The organism is Nannocystis pusilla (genome assembly GCF_026626665.1).
GTDB lineage: Bacteria > Myxococcota_A > Polyangia > Nannocystales > Nannocystaceae > Nannocystis > Nannocystis pusilla.
On the sequence record NZ_JAPNKE010000002.1, the window covers coordinates 11030487 to 11048532 of the forward strand.

Consider the following 18046-nt stretch of genomic DNA (forward strand, 5'->3'; position numbering starts at 1 on the left):
GGCGGCTTGAACGGACTGGCTACGATCGACTCGAGGCGCCAGCGAGCAGATGGAGGCCGAGGCGGGCGAGTCCATCGACCAGACGGCCTAGCGAGCAGATGGAGGCCGAGGCGGGCGAGGCCCGGGTTCGCGAGCGATGGAGGCGGAGCGGGCGAGTCGATCGAGCGGACGGGCGAGCGATCGGCGGTGCGCGACACCGACAGCGAAAGTGACACGCGCCGAGGCGCGGCACGGTCGGCCTGCGCGGGTTCAAGGCGGGCGCGGGAGGTTGCGCTGCAGCTCGGAGGCGGTCATGCCGAACATGCGGCGGAAGGTCCGGCTCATGTGGGCGGCGTCGGCGAAGCCGGCCGAGTGGGCGGCGCGGGCCAGGGGCTCGCCGGTGGCCATGGCGACGACGGCCCGCTGCAGCTTCTGCCATAGCAGGTACGGGCGCAGGGGGATGCCGACCGAGTCGCGGAAGGCGTGGACGAGCCGGCCCTCGGACAGGCCGGCGAGGGCGGCGAGGGCCGGCAAGGAGGTGTCGGCCTCGGGCTCGGCGCCGCGGAGGGCGCGGAGCAGCTTGCGCACGCGCGGGTGGATGACTCTCGGGACAGCTGTCTTGAGGGACAGGCGATCGGCGGCGGCGTGGCCCCACGCGTGCAAGCCCGCGGGCCCGGCGTCGGCGGGCAGGTCGGCGAGCAGGGCGTCGCGCTCGGGAGCATCGACGGCGCGGACGGGCGCGTCGAGGCCGGCGCGCAGGCGCTCGCCGGCGTCGCTCTCGGGGTCGAAGAAGACGAGGACGATGTCGACGCCGCGGGCGTCGAGGGCGTGCTCGTGGTCGGGCGCGGTGACGATGCCCGCGGCCCGCACGGTGGCGCCGCCGGCAGTGATCGCGAGCGTGCCGGCGCGCGCGAGCACGAGGTGCATGGCGTGGTGCGCGTGGGCCTCGCTGCGCGCGCCGGGGCCGGCGGTGACGAGCACCGGGGGCCATACGCCGGCGGAGGTGACGAGGGGCAGCTGCATGCGAGGCTCGGAGGGGACGCGGGCTGACGAGGGGCTGCGTGCGCGGTCTCAGGGAGAGATGGCCGCCGTCGGTGACACCTACGCCGAAGGGGCGGCCGATCGCGGGCGCCTACGAGAGGGTATTCGCGGCTCCTCGCAGGGAGAAGCGCGGAGCAGGTGAGGGCGCTGGCCGCGAAAGATGTCTGACAGGACAGGTCGATGCGGTGGGCGAGGGGACGGTGCCGGCGTCGGTGAGTCTGTCCGAGAGGACAGGTCGCGTCGGGAGCGTGGGTGAGGTGGTGGGGCGGGAGATGAACACACTGTCCGGGAGGACAGGTCAGGACGGCGGGCCGTCGACGATGGTGGCGGTGCGGGCGGCGGTGTCGATGGTGACGACGGTGAAGCGGCCGGCCGAGCAGGTGCCGGTGTTGACGACTGTCCCTTCGGACAGGTGATGGGCGTGGGCGACGTGGGTGTGGCCCATGACGACGAAGTCGGCGCCGCGCTCGCGCATGAGGGCGGCCGCGGCCGCGGCGTAGGGGCCGGCGGCGTGGCCGAAGCGGCGGTGCTTGATGGCGACGTCCTGCTGCTCGAAATAGTGGGCGACCGGGCCGAGGCCGGCGCGGCGCAGGCGGCCGGTGAACCAGGTGGCGGCGCGGGCGGCCGCGTAGGCGCGGGCGAACACCGGGTCGTGCTGGTGGCCGTGGATGAACAGGACGCGGCAGGAGTCGGCGTCGATCTGCAGCTCCGACGGGGCGCCGAGCTCGTCGCGGGCGATGAAGTCGTGGTTGCCGTGGACGTAGTCGAGGCGATCGAGGGCGCGGGTCAGCCGCGGCAGCCGGCTGCGCGCGCGGTGGAGCTGACGCGCCGCGGCGCGCGGGCCGGTGAACAGGTCGTGGTCGGTCTGCCAGATGTCGCCGACGAGGACGACGCGATCGTGGCTGGCGACGACGCGGGCGAGCTTGTCGAGGAAGGCGGCCTCGTCGTGGCGAAACTCGTCCATGCCGGCGCGCGCGCCGATGTGGAAGTCACTGAGCGCGGCGATCCGCATGGGCGAGAGGCGCGGTGACGCGACGACGAGAGTGACGGGGCGCGGCGAATCGCGGGCGCGTGGCGGGCGAGGCCGCTCGTTCGCTCGGGGCGAGAGGTGTCACTGGGGACGGCGCGCCGCGAGCTCGGCGGTGAAGACGGCGTGCAGGCGCTCGACGAGGTCGCTGCGGAAGCGGTCGTCGTGCTCGCGGTCGTAGAGGTAGCCGCGCACGCGCAGCTGCAGATCGAGGGCGCTGCCGTGGCGCGGGGCGAGGAAGACCTCGGGCGAGCGGCGCGGCGAGGCGTAGCGGCTGAGCGCGGCGGCCTGGCGGGCGAGGTCGGCGGCGCGGGCAGGCGGGATGCCGGCGGGGACGTCGAGGGTGAGGTCGCAGGGGGTGTCGTGCTCGCCGAGGTTGAGGTGGACGACGGGCTCGCGGAGCAGCCGCTCGTAGGGGATGGTGGCGTCGACGCCGGCGAGGCCGCGCAGGGTGATCGCGCGCAGGCCGACGCCGACGAGGCGGCCCTCGACGTCGCCGACGCGCAGGTCGTCGCCGATCTTGTAGCGGGCCTCGACCGCGAACACGACCCCGAGGCAGACGCTGCGCAGCCACGGCAGCGCGGCGACGGCGAACACCAGCAGCCACAGGCCGCGCGACCACCAGTCGGCGCTGCTGGCCGCGGGCGCGAGGCGGTGCTGCAGCAGCCACACCAGCGGCAACCACACCGCCAGGTGGAGCAGCGGGATCCACGGGTGCACCTGGCGGAAGGTCTCGACCGTGGCGAGCTTGCGCAGCACGAACGAGACCAGGAGGCCCAGCGCGACCAGGCCGCCGACGTAGACCACCGGGAACAGGCGGGCGATCACCGAGGTCGAGGCGCTCAGCGGGTCGATGGCGAGGGCCAGGAGCATCGTCCTGCCGAGGATGCCACGGATCGCCGGCGCGTCCCAAGCCCGCGCGCGGCGGCCGCTCGCTGGCGCTCACTCGGGGTCGCAGGCCCCGTCGCAGTAAGTCTCGACCACGCCGGTGCGCAGGAATCGGTCGAGCATCTGCGCGGCGCCGGGCAGCTCGCGCGGCTTGGCGTGGGGGTCCTCGCCGTCCGAGGGCGGGATGTTGGTGGTGGGCTCGGGGGCGAGGCCGAAGTCGTACTCGACCATGGCCGAGCCGGTGTAGGGGGCGGCGGCGCTGTCGATGCCCCAGATCGCGCGGTTCTCGGGGGCGATGTCGGCGACGCCGCCGATCGCGCGGGCCATGACGTGGGCGCCCAGAGTGCTGACCTGGTGATCGCCGATCGCTACCTCGATCAGGATCTCCTTGGGCGGCGAGCCGGGCAGGTTGTCGGTGCGGATGGTGTGGCTGTACCCGGTCGGCTCGGCGCGGTCCCACAGGATCTGGAGCAGCGCGAGCACCAGCGGCGATCGAGGCCGTCGGGGAAGGCGCTGTTCAGCGGCGCGAAGAGCTCGGCCAACTCCTCGCCGCGGCCGAGCAGCAGGCTGTACGGCTGGCCGGGGACGCCGAGCAGGCCGCGCTCGACGTCGGTGCTGAGGGCCATGTAAGTGGCGCCGAGGATGCCGCCCTGCGAGTCGCCGTGGTAGTAGCGCTCGCTCGGGTCGATCAGCGGCTGGCCCATCGGCTGGAGCATCGGATCGTCGACGAGCGCGCCGCTGACGAGGCGCATGGCGAGCAGCGAATTGAGGATGCCCTGGTGGAGGCGGTCGACGAGGGTGACGAACTGCTCGAGGTCGCCGGCCGCGACGAATTCGGCGATCGCGACGGCGTCGTCCGCGGCCATGCCGATCCAGTCGACTGCGAACAGGGCGTAGCCGTAGGTGTCGGCGAACGCGATCCGGTGATCGAGCTGGATGTCCTGGCGCCCCGAGCCGAGCAGGCCGTGGCCGTACTGCAGCGGTGTGGCCGGGGTGGTGAAGGCGCTCGTCGGGATGACGAGGGTGAACTCGAACTCGGCGGCGCCGTTCTGCTGCGGCAGGCCGTCGTCGCCGAGCACGAGGCGCGCGCCCGGGCCCGGCTGGTCGAGGTAGAGCGGGACGGTCATGGTGCCCTCGACGTAGAGGCCGACGCGCGCGTCGGGGTGCTCGGCGTCGACGAGGGTGAGGGTGTACGCCGGGCCGTCGTCACCGACCGTGGCGAGCGCCTCGTCGCGCATCCTGAGCAGGCCGGCGGTGTTGTTCTCGCGGCTGGCGGTGGTGAAGTCCCAGGCGAGCTGGAGGTCGTCGCGGGCGACGCCGGCCTGCTCGAGGCGCGTGAAGATGTCGGCGTAGAGGCCGCGGCGCTCGTCGATCGAGGGGTCGTCGAAGGCCTCGCCGTCGCGCAGGGCCTTGAACGCCGCCGAGGGCGGCAGCGCGTCGCCGTCGCCGTCGACGACGCGCCGGATCGCGGCGATGTAGCGGTGATCGTCGGCCAGCCGCACGACCGGGCGGAGCATGAAGGCGCGCCGATCGTCCTGGTCGTGCGACATGTCGAGCTCGGCGAAGTGGGCGATCCGATCGCCGGTGTCGGCGTCGATGAGGACGGTCGGCGAGTCGAAGGCGAGCGAGTCCTCGAGCGTCCACGGGCCGGGCAGGCCGGCGACGGTGGCACCTGGCAGATGGGACATGACCGCAAGGCCAGGTGAGAAGCCGTCCGAGCGGTTCCACAGGTCGGGCTGCGCCGGCTGGCCCTGCGCGCGATCGGGGAGCAAGGCGGCGGAGAGGGCGAGGCGGCGGCCGGTGACCGTGGTGGGGTCGGCGGCGGTGAAGACGTTGGAGGGGAACGGGAAGCCGCAGTAGGTCGGGACCAGCGGGTCGCACTCGAGGGTCGGCCAGTCGACCTCGGGGACGATGTCGCCGGTGGTCGGCGCGCCGGTGGTCGGCGCGGTGTCGCCGGTACCGCTGTTCGGCGGAGCCGTGCCGGCGTCGCTGGCCGAGGCGCTGTCGTCGTCTCCGGGCACCGTGCAGGCAGCGAGCGAGACGACGGCGAAGGCGCGGACGAGGGCGAGCGACCGGCGAAGCATCATCATCTTTCTTAAAATAACTGGCGGTCTGCGAGGCGTGACAGGGCCTGAACCCTTGCGGAGCGGCCTGATGCGCGATCTCGCTCGAGAGCGGAAGCGCGGGTCGCCGGGGCTTCCGGAGCGTGCGGGGAGGGATTGCCGGAGACGCGCGGTCGGAGTACGAGGGCGGCTGTGACGCACGTGCGCTCCGATCTCGAGCTGGCCTTCGTGTCACAGGGGCAGCGGTTTCGCGACGACGACGGCGCGACGATCGCGGTCCGCGTGGAGGCGCTCGGCGAGCTCGAGCTCGCGGGAGTGGCGATCGGCGATCCGCTGGCGAGCGAGCTGCAGTCCGTGACGCCGCCGACGGGGACGATCGCAGGTCGCGGGCGCGTCGAGCTGGCGCTGGCGCGCGCGGAAGATGGCGCCGAGCAGGTGGCGGCGGCCCGCGTGGTGCTGGCCGAGACGCCGGTGGTGCAGTGGGTCGAGGTCGAGGACGGGGTGTTCGGGGTCGACGCGGGCGTGGCGGCGTTCGCCAGCGCGGGGGCGGTCGCCGGGCTGGCGACGGAGGCGGTGGCGGAGGAGCTGCTGGGGCTGCTCGACAAGCACGAGCGCGGCGGCTGGACGTGGGCGCGCGTGGAGGTCGAGGGGCACTCGGTGGTGGTGTTCTCGTCGGGCCACGGCGACGGGATCTACGCCAGCTACTGGGGGCTCGACGCCGAGGGCCGCGCGGTGGCGCTGGCGATCGACTTCGGGCTGCTGATCGGCCGGGTGTTCGAGCGCTTCGTGGTGCCGCGGCCGCACCGCCGCGGGCGGGTGGACGCGCCGGCGCTGACGGCCCGCGGGGTGACGCTGCGAGTGCCGTGGCTGAGGCCGCGGTGGCTGGAGATCCACGGCGCCAGGCTGCCGGCGGAGCACCGGGTGTACGTGCGGCTGACGAGCCCGGGCGAGGCGGCGGACCGGTGGATCCGCCACCACTTCACGGGTCAGGACCGCCGGGTGTTCCGCATCGACCTGCGCGAGGTGCCGGCCGCGGCGGCGCTGGCAGTGCGGATCGTGACGGGCCTGCGGCCGCTGACGCCGGCGTGATCTGGTCGAAGGGACAGGTCGAGAAGATGCGGGAGAGAGCACGCGGCCGCGGCGAGGATCGGCTATGCTGCGGCGGTGTCACGGCGCTTGCTCGAGTCGATGGCGATCCCCGCGGAGCTGCAGGTAAGTCCGGTGATGCTGGCAGAGTCGGTGTCGGAGGCGTTCCCGGTGATGTCGATCGTCGGCGGCCGCGGCGAACAGGAGCTCCGCTTCGTCAGTCCGGCGACGCTGGTGGTGGTGATCTCGGCGACCGCGGTCGAGTGCTACGAGGAGCCGCTGCCGCCGCCGGAGGAGGACGCGGAGGGGTACGAAGAGGAGGACGAGGACTTCGTCGAGGACGAGGACGAGGAGGATGACGATCCGCTGTCGACGGCGCAGGACATCCTCGGGCACGTGTCGGGGCTGCTCGGGCTCGACGAGGAGGAAGAGGCGCCGGACGAGCCGACGCCGGACGACGCGGCCGACCGCCGGGCGGCGGCGATCGTGGCGGCGCTGCTGCAGGAGGGGCTGCTCGAGCTGGTGACGCCGCGCTCGCGGCCGCAGGTCGAGGGGCGCCTGGCGCACCTGCTGGCGCACGGGATGCACGACGCGGGGGCGCTGGCGGAGTCGATCGCCGACTTGAGCGGGGTGGCGGAGTTCTACGCCGACGACGCGCAGATGGCCGCGGTGCTGGCGAAGGCGCGCCGCGGCTGAAGATCTCGAGAGGTGGAGCTCGCGGGTGCGAGGGCTCCGGGGGCTGCGCGGCGGTCGGCGACCGGGAGCGAGCGGCTGGCCGGGTCTCGAGCGTAAAGGACATGTCGCTTCATGGAAGTCACACCGGAATAGCGACGGCTACCCGGGGCCGCATGGGCTACGGACGACGAGTTCAGTGAGCCTCGCGGCGGACATGTAGCGATGGACTGCTGCCGGCGACCTTCAGGACATGTCGCCGAGGACATGCCTTTGAAAGCATGTCCTCGGCGCCATGTCCTTTGGCTCAGGCGGCTGCGCGGAGGGCGGCGGCGGCCGGCTGGACCAGGCCCTCGAGGCCGCGCAGCCACACCGAGGCGCGCAGGGGGGCGTCGACGACGCCGTGGGCGCGGAGCTCGGGGGTGCCTGTCTCTCGGGCCATGTTGCCGGCGGCCACGGCGGCGGCGGCGACGGCGTCGGCGAACACCGCGTCGATGCGGGCGCGGGCGTCGTCACTCAGCTGCTCGCGGGCCCAGCGGACGAAGCGCCAGCCGAGCTCGGCGTGGCGCTGCTCGTCGTCGGCGATCCGGCCGAGGATCCGGCGCAGGCCCGGCTCTTCGGCGCGCTCGGCGGTCTCGCGCGCCTCGAGGGCGGACAGGGTCTCGCCGACGCAGGCCTCGCGGATCACGGCGGCGACGACCGACTCGAGGTCCGCCGCGCCGGGCTCGTGCGCCTGCGCGAGCGGGCCCGGGCCGACGCCCGCGCCGCCGTAGCTGCTGGCCAGCGCGAAGCACAGGCAGGCGTGCTCGATCTCGTCGGCCAGCGCGCGCTGGGTGTCGAGCACGAACTCCGGGGGCGCGCTGACGGCCAGCAGTTGCAGGACGTGGCGCGCGAACGAGGCGACCGAGGCGTGCTCGGCCAGGGCGATCTGCGTCCAGTGGGCCGCCAGCGCCGCGCGCAGCCGCGACGGCGCCATCGGCACCGAGGCGACCGCGCGCCAGTCGTCGCGCGCCGCGGCGGGCGCGGTGACGGCCTGCTCGTCGACCATGAACGGGCGGCCGCAGGCGACCAGCGAGCACTCCCAGGCGTCGTTGTCGGTGTTGTAGGCGCACGGCGAATCGCCGCAGGGCGGGTCGGTGTCGCACAGGTCGTTCGGCGTGGTGCAGGCGCCGTTGACGACCTCGGCGGCGCAGTCGTAGCCCATCGACTGCGAGAACTGGCACAGCTGGTCGCCGCAGTCGGCGTCGCTGGTGCACTCGGAGGGGACGCACTGCGAGACCGCGCCGAGGATGTCGCCGCCGCAGCGGCACACGAAGCCGGGGTCGCAGTCGGCGTCGGTCTCGCAGCCGTAGGTGCAGCCGCAGCCCTCGAAGCCGACGTTGAAGTACTGGCACGATCCGAACGGCTGATCGGTGCAGTCGTCGTTGGTCTGGCAGGGCTGGCCGTCCAGCGGGCAGTTGGTGGGCGGCGCGGGCACGAGGCAGACCTCCTCGGCGACGCGGTGGGGCAGCTTGTCGCCGCACTTGACCCACCCCGACGGCACCGGCGGATCGGTCATGCCCTGCATGAGGATGGTGCACTCGGGGTCGGGACCGGTGTCGGTGTCGGTGTCGGTGTCGCCGGTGGTGCTCGTGGTGGTCGTCGTGTCGACGGTGGTGGTGCCCTGCGTCGTGGTGTCGAGCGTCGTGGCGCTGACGGCGGTGGTCTCGCCGGTGGTGGTCGTCGTCGAAGTGGTGGGCGACGTGGTGTCGGTGCCGGTGTCCGAGGTGCCGGTCATGCCGGTGGTCGGAGCGCCGGTGGTGTCGGTGGTGCCGGTGGGGGTGCCGGTGCCATCGGTGGTCGACTGCGTCGTGCCGGTGCCGGTCTGGCTGTCGGTGCCCGCCGAGGTCGCGCCGTCGTCGCCGCAAGAGCCGAGCAGGCCCATCGCCAGGAAGAGCGAGAGCCGCAGCGGCTCGATACGTGTATGGAGGTAACAAAGCATGCGGGCATGCTGGCCCGATTCATGCGCCGCGGCAAGTCCGGTCCCTGCAGCCGGGCGTGACCGCGAGCGTCAGGGCGGTCCCGATCGCCGCGACATGGCGTGAAACCATGTGTCGAGGACATGTGTCTAACGACATGTTCTCAAAGACATATCACTCATCGGCGGCGACCAGCGGCCGACGCTCGCGCGGCGGCGGCTCGAGCTTGTACGTGCCGTCCTTCGAGGCGACCACGCGCGGCGGGGCGCCGGTCTGGAGGAAGGCGAGGTAGCCGGGCACGAGGCCGTCCCAGAACGCGGCGAGGTCGGGGCGCGCGGCGGAGTCGGCGGCCAGGCGCGCCTGGCAGGTCGGCTCGTCGAGTCGGCACGGGAAGATGTGGATCGGGATGTCGCGCTGGCCGGCGTCGCGGGCGAGCACGGCGGCGACGTAGAGCTCCTCGATCGGGCCGTCGCGCAGCGGGATGCAGCCGATCGTGACGCAGTCGCCGTGGATCATGATGGCACTACCCGGCGGCTGGCCGGCGCTGTGATGGCGGTCGGCGGCGTTGGGGTAGCTGACGCCGAGCGAGAGGTGATAGCTGCTCTGCGGGTTGAACAGGCTGACCCGGTAGAAACCCTCGGGGACCTGCCCGTCACCCTGGCGCCGCTTGGGCCCGAGCACGCCGCTGTTCTGGCAGACCGGGAAGGTGCGCACGAGCACGTGCGGATCGCCCCGGCGCTCGGCCGCGGCCCACAGCTCGGTGACGGCCTCGGCCTTGAAGCTGCGGATGAACAGGTCTCGCGGGGGCCACGCCGCGCCGGCGGCGCGGAAGCGGTCGGCGAGGGCGTCTTCGTGGCGCTCGAGCGCGGCCTCGACCCGCGGGTAGCGGCGCTGTCGCTGCAGGAATTCGCCGGCCTGGGCCTCGGCGGGCGGTATCAGCGGGACGGAGCAGACGAGCGCGGCGAGGACGGTGACGACCGGGCTGAGGCGAGGCACGGGGAGTGGTACGCGCACGCAGCCCGAGAGATTCGTTCGGGTTGCCAGAGTCGGCGGTGGTGACTAATTTTCGGGCGCGCAGACGCGCGGCGAGGTGACGACGATGAGCGAGGCGCTGTTCTTCCGGTGCAAGGCGTGCGGACAGTTGAACAAGATCGCGGGCGAGCGCCGCTTCGACGCGCCGAAGTGCGGCCGCTGCAAGCAGAAGCTCGACACCACCGGGCATCCGCAGGACGTGAGCGACGCGGAGCTGCAGCGCGCGGTGGCCAGCGCGCCGGTGCCGGTGCTGGTCGACTTCTGGGCCCCGTGGTGCGGGCCGTGCCGCGCTGGCGCCGCACATCGCCGACCTGGCGGCGCGCCACGCGGGCAAGCTGCTGGTGCTGAAGCTCGACACGGAGCAGCACCGGCAGACGGCGGCGGCGCTGCAGATCCAGTCGATCCCGACGCTGTGCGTGTACCAGGGCGGGCAGCTGGCGTTCCGTCAGCCGGGTGCGGTGTTCGGGCCGCAGCTGGAAGCGGTGGTCGCTCCGTTCCTGTGATTGTGCGATAAGAGGAGCGCGATGAAGCGAAGCCTCTTCTCCCCCGAACACGACCTGTTCCGCGCGACGGCGCGGGAGTTCTTCGCCCGCGAGGTGGTGCCGCATCAGGAGCGGTGGATGGAGGAGGGGATCGTCGACCGCGAGACGTGGCGCAAGGCCGGCGCGGCGGGGCTCCTGTGCCCGTGGCTGCCGGAGGAGCTGGGCGGGCCGGGCGGCGACTTCCTGCACTCGGTGATCGTCACGGAGGAGCTGGCGAAGGTCCACGAGTCGGGCTTCGCGCTGCCGCTGCACAGCGACATCGTCGTGCCGTACATCGCCACCTTCGGCACCGACGAGCAGAAGAAGAAGTGGCTGCCGGGCTGCGTGTCGGGCGATCTGGTGACCGCGATAGCGATGACCGAGCCGGGCACGGGCTCCGACCTGGCGGCGATCGCGACCACCGCGCGCCGCGAGGGCGACGAGTACGTGATCAACGGGGCCAAGACGTTCATCTCGAACGGCATCCTGTGCGACCTGTGCATCGTCGCGGCTCGCTCCGAGGGCTCCGACAACCCGCACCAGAACCTGTCGCTGTTCGTGGTCGAGGGCCACCGCCCCGGGTTCGTCCGCGGCAAGAAGCTCAAGAAGGCCGGCATGTACTCGCAGGACACCTCCGAGCTGTTCTTCGAGGAGTGCCGGATCCCCGCCGACAACATCCTCGGCTCGCCCGGCGCCGGCTTCCTGATGTTGATGCAGAAGCTGCAGCAGGAGCGGCTGGTGGTGGCGATCGGCTCGCAAGCCGGTGCCGAGGTGGTGCTCGCCGACACGCTGGCGTACGTGCAGGAGCGCAAGGCGTTCGGCCGCTCGATCGTCAAGTTCCAGAACACCCAGTTCAAGCTGGCCGAGTGCGCCACCGAGGTCGAGGTCGGGCGAGCGTTCCTCGACCGCCTGATCGCCGAGCACATGGCGGGCGAGTACCTGGTGAAGGAGTGCTCGATGGCCAAGCTGTGGCAGACCGAGATGTTGGGGCGGGTGGTCGACGCCTGCCTGCAGATGTTCGGCGGCTACGGCTACATGCTCGAGTACCCGATCTCGCGCGCCTACATGGATGCGCGGGTGCAGCGGATCTTCGCCGGCACGAACGAGGTCATGAAGATCATCATCGCCAAGCAGATGGGGCTGTAGACGGTCGGCGAGATCCGCCGCACGCGGTCGGCGGATCTTGCCGGGGCCCGGACTGCGAGGTCCGCCGGGGCGATGGAAGTGCCCGCGGCGGCTGCAGATCCGGGGGCGCGGCGCGACGGCTCGCGGGGTGCTTAGGCGGGGGCATGCCCGTCACGATGTCGAAGCCCTCCTGCGTCGGTCACCTCTCTCGAACGAGCCTCGCGCTCGTGCTCGCGCTCGCCGGCGCCTGTGATGCCGGCGGGCCCGGGGCGAGCGGCGGCGATGATGCGAGCGGCACGTCGTCCACGAGCGCGGACGGCGGGGTCGAGACGACCGGGTCCGGCGAGGCCGAGACGACCGATGCGGTCGGCAGCAGCAGCACCGGCGAAGACGACGAGGACGGCGACGGGCTCGATCTGCCGGCGACGCCGTACAACTACGCGAACCCGGACCTGCCGGCGCACTTCCGGACGCCGCTGGTGCGAGCCCTCGACAACACGCCGCAGGACAACCCGATCACCGATCACGGGGCGACGCTCGGCCGGGTGCTGTTCTACGACACCGCGCTGTCGCGCAACGAGACGGTGGCGTGCGGGACGTGTCACCAGCAGGCGGCGGGCTTCAGCGACACGACGCAGCTCAGCGAGGGCTTCGAGGGCGGGCTGACGGGGCGCAACTCGATGGGGCTGTCGGAGTCGCGCTGGTACGCGACCGGGCGGTTCTTCTGGGACGAGCGGGCGGCGACGCTCGAGGAGCAGGTGCTGGGGCCGATCCAGAACGAGGTCGAGATGGGGCTGACGCTGACGGAGCTGGTGGAGCGGGTGTCGACGCGGCCGTACTACCGCGAGCTGTTCATCGCGGCCTTCGGCGACGACGAGGTGACGACCGAGCGGATCGCCCGCGCCCTGGCCCAGTTCGTGCGCGCGATGGCCTCGTACCGCTCGCGCTTCGACGAGGGGCTGGCCGCGGCCGGATCGATCCGCAGCCAGTTCGCCAACTTCACCGCCGAGGAGAACCTCGGCAAGGACCTGTTCCTGCAGCCGCGCACCGCCTGCGTGGCCTGCCACCTCGGCGGCCCGCCGCCGCCGCCCGGGCAGGACTTCGCCAACCAGGCGATCTTCCTCCCGCTGGAGCCGCTCAACAACGGGCTCGACGCCGGGCCGGTCGAGGACGACAACGGCGTCGGCGACATCACCGGCGACCCCGCCGACGACGGTCGCTTCAAGTCGTCGTCGCTGCGCAACATCGCGGTGACGGGGCCGTACATGCACGACGGGCGGTTTGCGACCCTGGCCGAGGTGATCGACCACTACGACAGCGGGATAAAGCCGCACCCGAACCTCGACCCGCGGCTGCGCGGGCCGAACCAGCAGCCCCGGCGCATGAACCTGACGCCGGCCGAGAAGGGCGCGCTGGTGGCGTTCCTCGGCACGCTCACCGACGAGGCGCTGCTCGGCGACCCGAAGTTCGGCGACCCGTTCGTGCGCTGATGCATGTCTGACAGGACATGCCCGAGAGGGCATGTCCCGAGAGTCATCTCGCGCCGAGGGCCATGGCCATGGCGTCGCAGTAGCTCTGCGACAGCTCGATGCCGATGGCGGGGTGGCCCAGGTCGCGGGCGGCCAGGAGGGTGGTGCCGGAGCCGGCGAAGGGGTCGAGGACGACGCCGCCGGGGCGGCAGCCGGCGCGGATGCAGCGGTCGGCGAGGGCGGCGGGGAAGGGGGCGAAGTGGGCGGCGGGGTTGTCGGGGCGGGCGGTGATCTGCCAGATGTCCTCCTCGCCCTGGAGGGCGCCGCGGTCGAAGTGGTAGCGCGGGGCGAGGGAGAACAGGAACACGTGCTCGTGGGTGTTCCACGGGCGGTCGCGGGCGGTCGGCTCGGGCATGGTGGCCGGGCGCTTCCAGATGATGTCGCTGCGCAGGGTCCAGCCGTCGTCCTGCAGCGCGAGCGCGACCCGCCAGGGGATGCCGATCAGGCTCTTGCGCGGCAGGCCGAGGCCGGGGCCGTCGACCGCGCGCAGGGTGCTGCGCGCGAGCATGCGGCCGCGGTGCTTGTCGTCGCGCCCGTGCGGGCGACCCTTGGCCGAGTAGTAGGTGTCGCCGAGGTTGAGGAACAGCGCGCCGTCCTTCTTGAGCACGCGCTTCGCCGCGGCGAACACGGCGCGCATCGAAGCGACGTAGGCGGCGATGGTCGGCTCGTGCCCGAGCTGCCCGGCGACCCCGTAGTCGCGCTGCCAGAAGTACGGCGGGCTGGTGACGATGCAGGCGATCGAGCCGTCGGCCAGCGCGGCCAGGCCGTCGCGCACGTCGCCGTGGAGGATGGCCCAAGGGACATTTGCTGCAGGATCGGAGAGCCGCGAAACGACCCGCGCCGCGCCGGTCCGGATCAGCGGCCGCAGCGGATGGGCATTGACCATAGATGGCGGTTCGGACAGGTCCTGAGCGCCATTGTACCGACCACGCGCGGAGGTGGGCGGCGGGGGCGACCGCGCCGCCGATATGCCGTCGGCGCGCGTGAGACCGTCGGCGTCGCGGTCCCGGGGCCGATCTGGCCGATCGAGGTCGGAGGGATCCGCAGCCACGCCGACGAATGATGGCTGTCGATTCCGCGACTGTAAAGAGGCGGACCTACCGCCGGAACGACAGGGTCACCAACTGGGTGCCCAGTCCACTCGCCACGAACACCAGGCGGCGGTCGGCGGCCAGCCGGGCGACTCGGACGAAGGCGCCGCTGTCGGCGATCGGGAAGACGCTGCCGTCCGCCGCGATGCGCTCGATCGTGAAGCGCAGACCGTCGTAATACGGTGATCGAGCGGCCCGCAGACGACGGCCTCGACTGGTGCCAATTGTTCGGAGATGCGATCGGCGCTGCGGGCAGCGGTGGCCAGCAAGCGTACGGACCGTCGGCGGAATGTGTAGCCTTCCTGGGTCAATTCGTCGAAGCCGCTCCGAAGGGCGCGCACATGCTCGATCAGGGCGTCCGCCCAAGAAGCCGTGCTCTCGCTTTCGTCGTCCGTCGCCAGCGTGAACAGCCTGAAGTGGTGGGAGTCGCCCGGTCGCTTGGGGATCTCCTGCGCCCGAACGACGCGCTGAGAGGTGGTCAATCGCACAGGTGTATCGCGGTCGCGTCGAAGCCGACGGGCACACTCGAGCGCGAGCACATGGGTGAAGTCGGACACGACCTCGGTCCCGCGTAAGGTCATGACGAGCTTGTCCCGGCGGACCGGGCCGACGATCGTGCAGGTCGCCAGCGGGGCGAGGGGCGACGGGTCGACCGCCCCGAAGCCGGCGGCCGCCTCCAGGAGTCGCAATTCGTCGCAGAGGCCGGTCACGAGGTCGGCTCCCGCTGCCGTGGCACGCCGGTGGGGCCGCGGTGCCAGCCCGCCGCTCGGCGAGGGTCACGAGGAACGATGTCACACGGAGCCCGGCATGCCGGTCGGTGCTCGCAGGAGGGATTCGGGGCCCGCCCCGCGGTGGTCCAGTCACGCGTCGTCATTTGCGTCGAGCGCACCAGGACCGAAGAGATCGCGCCTGCAGCACCTGCGCTCGAGCGAACGCGTGGGCGGCCTGGCGCCGGCGATCGTCGACGCCATCGAGACCGCAGGCTCGGGCAGGATGCGGGAGTTCGACCTCGGTCCGGGTCGTGATCGATGACATGTCGCAAGGGACATGTGACAGCGCGCCGCAGGCCGGCGAAATCGTTCGGTCTATTCTCAAAGAAAAGAGAAACAAAAATCGCCGCGAGCGCGGGGCGTCGCGGCGATTCGGAGAGGCGGGCGCCTCAGTGCTTGCTTCGCACCAGCTCGCCGGTGAACGAGAAGCCGAGCAGGAACAGCGGGATGCCCTGGTGGATCCGGTCCTCCATGCCCGGCGCACCCTGGCCGCGGTAGCGGTGCTTGAGCCACCACTGGGCGGCGAAGATCAGCGTCGGCTTGTTGAAGCGCTTCTCGGGGCGGTCGAAGAACGTGTAGGTCAGGACCGGGCCGAGGCGGTCCATCGGCGTGTTGGGGTTGTCCGCGGCCTCGCCGGGGCCGTACATCTTCGACGTGTAGAACACGTGGACCAGCGAGTTGCGCACGCCGGCGTTGAGGCCGAACTTGGTCATGTACAGCAGGTCGGTGTCGTTGGTGAGGAACCAACCCTTGGCGGGCACGAGGACGTCGTGGCGCAGGTCGTAGAACACGTCGTTGCCGGTCGGCAGGCGGATGTTGTTGTTGTAGAAGGTGACCTCGTTGCGGATCGCGATCATCTTCACGCGCACCTGGAACAGCGCGCTGAGCTCGGCCTGACCGCCGAGGACGTTGGCGCCCGCCTCGTTCTTGAGCTTCTCGGGGCCGTACTCGGCCGTGGGCGACGAGTACGGGTGGGCCTTGAAGCGGTCGCTGCCGTACCAGGTGGCGAGGTAGTAGGCGCCGCGGAAGCGGAGGATCGTCAGCGGGGCGAAGTCGATGTTGCCGCCGATGCGGGAGATCGAGGGCGAGATGGTCGGGCTGAAGCCGACGCCGAAGTAGGCGTCGCGGAACAGCGGCTTCGCGTTGTTGTAGAGGCGCAGGTTGTAGCCGAGGGTGAAGCGGTCCTCGGCGCCGAGCGGGTTGACCCGCAGGACCAGCAGGTTGCTGTAGACGAGGCGATGGCGGGCCGGCAGCGGCGGCAGCTCGCCGGTGGCGTCGGGCTTGGCGCGCGGCTCGACGACCGGGGTGCGCGACGAGTCGGCGACGCCCTCCGGCGACGAGGGCGGGGCGGTCGTGTGCGCCGGCTCGGGCGGGGGCGCGTCCGCGGTGTCCTCGGCCGGTCCCTCGGGCGCGACGGCGGGCTCGGCCGTGGCGGCGTCGAACGAGGGCTCGCTGGCGGGGGTCGTCGCGGGCGCCGGCTCGCCCCGCGGTCCTGGAGAGATGGCCGGCGACTGCGCCAGAGCCAGGGTCGAATACAGAGCTACCAGGACAGCAGGCCAGACTTGCGAGACACGCATCCAGCGCACAATAACCCAGGTGCTCCTCTCAAGGGGGACTTCGAGGCTGACCTTCAGGACAGGACGGAGCGATCCGTGAATCCCGAATCGGACAGCAGCGCCCGCAGGTGCGCAGGCGCAGACGCGGCGGCGGCTGTCCTTCGCGGCAGGTCCGTCGGGACAGATCCGGCGTGGGCTGACGCGGGTGCCGGGCGCCCCGCTGCGAGGGCCCGCGCGCGACGGCGAGCTCGGACAAAATAAAAAACAGGCCCTTACGAGCCTGCTTTTGGAACATGGCCGAAGAATCAGGCCGCTCGCCGGGCCGATCAGACCCGGTGGAGGTAGCGGCCGGACCCGCGCTCGACGCGGAGCTCGCCCTTCGTGAACGCCAGCCGGCCGGCGACGACGGTGTTGGTGACGGCGCCGCGGATCTCGAAGCCCTCGAAGATGTTGCGGTCGACCCGCTGGTGGTGGGTGCGGGCGCTGATCGTCGAGGAGGCGGCGGGGTCGTAGGTGAACAGGTCGGCGTCGGCCCCGACCCGGATCGCGCCCTTGCGCGGGTAGAGGCCGAAGATCTTGGCCGGCTGGGTGCAGCAGACGTCGACCAGCTGGTTCAGCGTGAGGCGGCCGGTGGCGACGCCGTACGTGTACATCAGGGCGATCCGGTTCTCGATGCCGGCGGCGCCGTTGGGGATCTTCGTGAAGTCGTGCAGGCCCATGACCTTTTGGTCATGTTGGCGGAACGGGCAGTGGTCGGTGGCGACGTGGTGGATGAGGCCGCACGACAGCGCGTGCCACAGCGCCTCCTGGTGGCCCTTGGGGCGGATCGGCGGGCTCATGACGTAGGCCGCGCCCTCGAAGTCGGGCTTGTCGTAGACGCTGTCGTCGAGCAGGAGGTACTGCGGGCAGGTCTCGACGTAGACCAGCTGGCCCTCCTGGCGGGCGCGCACGACCGCGTCGAGCGACTCCTTGCAGGTGAGGTGGACGATGTAGATCGGCTGGCCGGAGCAGCGCGCCAGCATGATCGCGCGGTTCGTCGCCTCGCCCTCGACCCACGAGGGCCGGCTCTCGGCGTGGTGGCGCGGGGAGGTCTTGCCCTGGGCGACCAGCTTGCGCTGCAGCGCCTGGACGGCGAGGCCGTGCTCGCAGTGGGCGGTGACGAGGGCGCCGAGGGAGGCGGCGGTGTCGATGACGCCGATCATCTCGTCGTCGTCGACCCCGATCGCGCCGGTGTAGGCCATGAAGACCTTGAACGAGGAGATGCCGTCCTCGCGATAGACGCGGCGCATCTCCTGCTCGACCTGCTCGCCGTACCAGGTCACGGCCATGTGGAAGCCGTAGTCGGCGCAGGCCTTCTTGGCGTTGTTCATCCAGAAGTCGCGGGCCTCGACGAGGCTCTGGTTGCGGCTCGGGATGATGAAGTCGATGATCGAGGTGGTGCCGCCGGCGACCCCGGCGGCGGTGCCGGTGAAGAAGTCGTCGGAGCTGACGGTGCCCATGAAGGGCAGCTCCATGTGCGTGTGAGCGTCGATACCGCCGGGCAGGACGTACTGCCCGGAGGCGTCGACGACCTCGGTGCCGGCGGGCACCTCGAGGTTCTCGCCGATGGCGACGATCTTGCCGCCTTCGCAGTAGATGTCGGCGACGTATTGATCGAGGGCGGTGACGACTTGGCCGTTGCGAATGACGATGCCGGACATGCGAGACC

At 71.8% G+C, this 18046-nt stretch carries 15 protein-coding genes and 1 pseudogene; 5 read left to right on the forward strand and 11 right to left on the reverse strand.

Annotated features, from left to right (window positions below; genetic code table 11):
• Nucleotides 1–249 precede the first annotated feature (249 nt).
• From OV079_RS48780 to OV079_RS48800, 5 genes are all read right to left on the reverse strand, one after another.
• A complete protein-coding gene (locus OV079_RS48780) occupies nucleotides 250–1002 on the reverse strand; it encodes an AraC family transcriptional regulator (protein WP_267777113.1) in 753 nt (250 codons plus the stop codon).
• 316 nt (nucleotides 1003–1318) lie between these two features.
• The gene (locus OV079_RS48785; RefSeq protein ID WP_267777115.1) at nucleotides 1319–2032 is read right to left on the reverse strand and encodes a metallophosphoesterase family protein; all 714 of its coding nucleotides are present in this window, start codon (nucleotides 2030–2032) and stop codon (nucleotides 1319–1321) included.
• 99 nt (nucleotides 2033–2131) lie between these two features.
• Entirely contained in the window at nucleotides 2132–2920 is a 789-nt protein-coding gene (locus OV079_RS48790) for a mechanosensitive ion channel domain-containing protein (RefSeq protein ID WP_267777117.1), read from the reverse strand.
• A 69-nt stretch (nucleotides 2921–2989) separates the two neighbouring features.
• Nucleotides 2990–3418, reverse strand: coding sequence for a hypothetical protein (locus tag OV079_RS48795; protein WP_267777119.1), 429 nt, complete (start codon nucleotides 3416–3418; stop codon nucleotides 2990–2992).
• Nucleotides 3313–5025, reverse strand: a complete 1713-nt coding sequence (locus tag OV079_RS48800; RefSeq protein WP_267777121.1) for a hypothetical protein — start codon at nucleotides 5023–5025, stop codon at nucleotides 3313–3315. The genes OV079_RS48795 and OV079_RS48800 overlap by 106 nt, the downstream gene beginning before the upstream one ends.
• Before the next feature lie 165 nt (nucleotides 5026–5190).
• Here OV079_RS48800 and OV079_RS48805 point away from each other — a divergent pair, with 165 nt between their 5' ends.
• Both OV079_RS48805 and OV079_RS48810 read left to right on the forward strand, forming a co-directional pair.
• A complete protein-coding gene (locus tag OV079_RS48805) occupies nucleotides 5191–6087 on the forward strand; it encodes a DUF4241 domain-containing protein (RefSeq protein WP_267777123.1) in 897 nt (298 codons plus the stop codon).
• A gap of 75 nt (nucleotides 6088–6162) precedes the next feature.
• Nucleotides 6163–6780: a hypothetical protein gene (locus OV079_RS48810; RefSeq protein WP_267777125.1), complete on the forward strand. Its 618-nt coding sequence runs from the start codon at nucleotides 6163–6165 to the stop codon at nucleotides 6778–6780.
• Between the two features lie 283 nt (nucleotides 6781–7063).
• Here the strand turns inward: OV079_RS48810 and OV079_RS48815 are convergent, their stop codons facing one another.
• On the reverse strand, nucleotides 7064–8737 hold the full coding sequence (locus OV079_RS48815; protein ID WP_267777128.1) for a ferritin-like domain-containing protein: 1674 nt from the start codon (nucleotides 8735–8737) through the stop codon (nucleotides 7064–7066).
• A 151-nt stretch (nucleotides 8738–8888) separates the two neighbouring features.
• Nucleotides 8889–9710 (reverse strand): L,D-transpeptidase family protein, encoded by an 822-nt coding sequence (locus OV079_RS48820; protein WP_267777129.1) that lies wholly within the window; start codon nucleotides 9708–9710, stop codon nucleotides 8889–8891.
• 103 nt (nucleotides 9711–9813) lie between these two features.
• On the opposite strand from OV079_RS48820, the pseudogene OV079_RS48825 reads away from it, so the two are divergent.
• The 3 genes and pseudogenes from OV079_RS48825 to OV079_RS48835 all read left to right on the forward strand — a co-directional run bounded on the left by OV079_RS48825 (nucleotide 9814) and on the right by OV079_RS48835 (nucleotide 12882).
• Nucleotides 9814–10249, forward strand: a pseudogene (locus OV079_RS48825) (thioredoxin family protein).
• A gap of 21 nt (nucleotides 10250–10270) precedes the next feature.
• Nucleotides 10271–11413, forward strand: coding sequence for an acyl-CoA dehydrogenase family protein (locus OV079_RS48830; RefSeq protein WP_267777131.1), 1143 nt, complete (start codon nucleotides 10271–10273; stop codon nucleotides 11411–11413).
• Nucleotides 11414–11556: 143 nt separating this feature from the next.
• Complete coding sequence (locus tag OV079_RS48835; RefSeq protein WP_267777133.1) at nucleotides 11557–12882, forward strand: cytochrome-c peroxidase; 1326 nt, start codon at nucleotides 11557–11559, stop codon at nucleotides 12880–12882.
• 43 nt (nucleotides 12883–12925) lie between these two features.
• On the opposite strand, the gene OV079_RS48840 is transcribed toward OV079_RS48835, so the two are convergent.
• From OV079_RS48840 to hydA, 4 genes are all read right to left on the reverse strand, one after another.
• Nucleotides 12926–13807 carry a DNA-methyltransferase gene (locus OV079_RS48840; protein ID WP_267777135.1) on the reverse strand — a complete coding sequence of 294 codons (882 nt, stop codon included), beginning with the start codon at nucleotides 13805–13807 and terminating at the stop codon, nucleotides 12926–12928.
• A gap of 231 nt (nucleotides 13808–14038) precedes the next feature.
• On the reverse strand, nucleotides 14039–14722 hold the full coding sequence (locus OV079_RS48845) for a hypothetical protein (protein ID WP_267777136.1): 684 nt from the start codon (nucleotides 14720–14722) through the stop codon (nucleotides 14039–14041).
• A 449-nt stretch (nucleotides 14723–15171) separates the two neighbouring features.
• On the reverse strand, nucleotides 15172–16359 hold the full coding sequence (locus OV079_RS48850; protein WP_267777137.1) for a hypothetical protein: 1188 nt from the start codon (nucleotides 16357–16359) through the stop codon (nucleotides 15172–15174).
• A gap of 305 nt (nucleotides 16360–16664) precedes the next feature.
• Nucleotides 16665–18038, reverse strand: coding sequence for a dihydropyrimidinase (gene hydA, locus OV079_RS48855; protein ID WP_267777138.1), 1374 nt, complete (start codon nucleotides 18036–18038; stop codon nucleotides 16665–16667).
• Nucleotides 18039–18046: the final 8 nt, after the last annotated feature.

Excerpts from the sequence above, each read along its gene's own strand:
- OV079_RS48785 (WP_267777115.1), bottom strand. The coding sequence starts at position 2,032 with ATGCGGATCGCCGCGCTCAGTGACTTCCACATCGGCGCGCGCGCCGGC.
- hydA (WP_267777138.1), bottom strand. The coding sequence starts at position 18,038 with ATGTCCGGCATCGTCATTCGCAACGGCCAAGTCGTCACCGCCCTCGAT.
- OV079_RS48850 (WP_267777137.1), bottom strand. The coding sequence starts at position 16,359 with ATGCGTGTCTCGCAAGTCTGGCCTGCTGTCCTGGTAGCTCTGTATTCG.
- OV079_RS48780 (WP_267777113.1), bottom strand. The coding sequence starts at position 1,002 with ATGCAGCTGCCCCTCGTCACCTCCGCCGGCGTATGGCCCCCGGTGCTC.
- OV079_RS48830 (WP_267777131.1), top strand. The coding sequence starts at position 10,271 with ATGAAGCGAAGCCTCTTCTCCCCCGAACACGACCTGTTCCGCGCGACG.
- OV079_RS48835 (WP_267777133.1), top strand. The coding sequence starts at position 11,557 with ATGCCCGTCACGATGTCGAAGCCCTCCTGCGTCGGTCACCTCTCTCGA.
- OV079_RS48800 (WP_267777121.1), bottom strand. The coding sequence starts at position 5,025 with ATGATGATGCTTCGCCGGTCGCTCGCCCTCGTCCGCGCCTTCGCCGTC.
- OV079_RS48790 (WP_267777117.1), bottom strand. The coding sequence starts at position 2,920 with ATGCTCCTGGCCCTCGCCATCGACCCGCTGAGCGCCTCGACCTCGGTG.
- OV079_RS48840 (WP_267777135.1), bottom strand. The coding sequence starts at position 13,807 with ATGGTCAATGCCCATCCGCTGCGGCCGCTGATCCGGACCGGCGCGGCG.
- OV079_RS48815 (WP_267777128.1), bottom strand. The coding sequence starts at position 8,737 with ATGCTTTGTTACCTCCATACACGTATCGAGCCGCTGCGGCTCTCGCTC.